We start from the raw sequence: 1,983 nt of genomic DNA, 5'->3' as shown, positions 1-1,983 counted from the left end.
ATTGGGAACCCTCGGCTTGAGGGGGATAGCCTACTTATCTTGGGATAGCCGACTACCCAACAGCGTAGGAAGTAAACTCGTAATTGTATCTAAAAATAGTTTTAGATAGGTTTAGGTAAGTTTCACAAAGCAGATTAAGCTCGCACTGACACGATCCAAATAGATGATTCCGATGCCACCGGAAACTATATCAAGCGCGAAAATAGCAGGGCGATCCCGCGTGCTATTTTCGGCAAAAACAGTTACACTAAACAATGTATGAGTAAAAAGCAAAGTTTTTTAAATGAAAAAATGGGTAGCAAACCCCTTTTTTAGGCAGAAAATAAAAGCAAAAATTTAGAAAAATTCTGCCTTCTGCGTTCTACATTCAGAGGACGATCGCCTTTTTACTTTGAACTTGATTAAATTTATGGACTGGCAAGAAATTTCTGGCAACTGGGTATTAATTCCCTCTAAACCGATCGCGATCGTGCATTTTCTCGGCGGGGCATTTGTGGCGACAGCACCGCAACTCACCTATCGCTGGCTGTTAGAGGCTTTGGGGAACCAAGGATATGTTGTAGTAGCAACGCCGTTTGTCAATACTTTGGATCATATTGCGATCGCCCGCGATGTCCTCAACAAATTTGAAAATGCCCTCGATCGCCTGCGCGCCACAAAATTACTCAAATCTTCCTATCTCCCCATCTACGGCATGGGACACAGCATGGGATGCAAACTCCACCTCCTGATCGGTTCTGTGTTTGACATAGAAAGGGCAGGCAATATTCTGATCTCTTTCAACAATTATGCCGCATCCGAAGCAATCCCGATCGTCGAGCAAATTTCCCCCGTCTTTAAAGTAGAGTTTACCCCTTCCCCGCAAGACACCAATCGCCTCGTCCAAGATAGCTATCAAATCCGGCGCAATCTTTTAGTCAAATTTAACGGCGACAACATCGATCAAACCCTGCTTTTGACTAATCTGCTAAAAGCACGATTTCCCGAGATGATTACAGTTCAGACTCTGGCCGGCAACCATCAAACGCCCTTGGGTCAAGATGTTAGCTGGCCTGTCGGTCAAATTTTTACTCCCTTCGACGCGATCGGGCAGTGGGTTAAACAAGAAGTATATCGAGAATTAAATCAATTAAAACGGACAATTCTGCTGTGGCTGAATCCTCTGTCCCGCGTTTAAAAGCTGCTCTCGCTCATTAACCCGAAAGTTCGTCCGGTAGTTCCAAAATATCAGATTCATCGTTCGTCGTCGATACAGGGCGAATAATTTTTGACGATCGACAAACAGTTCCGGCTATCAGCCGTTCTCGTATAACTGAGACTGTCTGCGATGTCTTTCATCAACTTTAGACCCCGCCCGCCCGAAGCTTCAGGATCGATTTTTTCGGACATATCTTTAATTTTTTGCTCTAAATCAAACGCAGCGCCCGAATCCCAAATTTTAATCTCTACAGATTCAGTACACACCACCACCTCAATGTCAACCGGCAAATCCGGCCGTTTGCCCTCGTGGGCGTGACGCACCGCATTTGTAAAGCCCTCAGCCAAAGCCAACTGACAGCGTATCCACACACTTGTGGGAATTTGCGGCTCGTACAATTGTGCAAACCACGACAAAACAGGGTCTAAAGCACTCAGACCAGTATTGATTTGAAGATCCGCTTTCTTGAGGACTTGCAACTTTTCGTAACCTTTTAATTCAATCACGCTCTGCTACTGAAATTATAGTTCGATAAAATAGAGACAAATATTGTATTGCCTCTATTTTACGTTTTTAACTTTTTTCCCAAAAAGCGGGCAACTGCTAGCGCCAACATCACCCATCGCAGTCATTCATCGGCCGCGTCATTTTCCACGTTCCCGATCGGCTGCGACAATGTAAAACCGGGTCAAATTGAATGGGCGTTTTTTGACACTCCCCGGCGTGAACGCACGGGGATTCTTAATTCATCGACTGACCTTTAAGCACTATGTCCTTTCGGCAAT

The 1,983-nt window shown here is 45.0% G+C and carries 2 protein-coding genes; one reads left to right on the top strand and one right to left on the bottom strand.

The window, feature by feature from the left end; all coding sequences use genetic code 11:
* The first annotated feature begins 409 nt into the window (after positions 1-409).
* Complete coding sequence (locus QUB70_RS32390) at positions 410-1,177, top strand: DUF1350 family protein (protein WP_332985902.1); 768 nt, start codon at positions 410-412, stop codon at positions 1,175-1,177.
* Positions 1,178-1,233: 56 nt separating this feature from the next.
* Here QUB70_RS32390 and QUB70_RS32385 read toward each other — a convergent pair whose 3' ends face one another.
* Positions 1,234-1,704: an ATP-binding protein gene (locus tag QUB70_RS32385; protein WP_332985901.1), complete on the bottom strand. Its 471-nt coding sequence runs from the start codon at positions 1,702-1,704 to the stop codon at positions 1,234-1,236.
* Positions 1,705-1,983 lie beyond the last annotated feature (279 nt).

It is taken from the genome of Microcoleus sp. A003_D6, from assembly GCF_036702825.1.
GTDB lineage: Bacteria > Cyanobacteriota > Cyanobacteriia > Cyanobacteriales > Microcoleaceae > Microcoleus.
The sequence above is the reverse complement of the archived record's forward strand: the minus strand, read 5'-3'. Positions and strand labels throughout refer to the sequence as shown.

Coding starts and splice junctions, on each gene's coding strand:
- QUB70_RS32390 (WP_332985902.1), top strand. CDS start 410: ATGGACTGGCAAGAAATTTCTGGCAACTGGGTATTAATTCCCTCTAAA.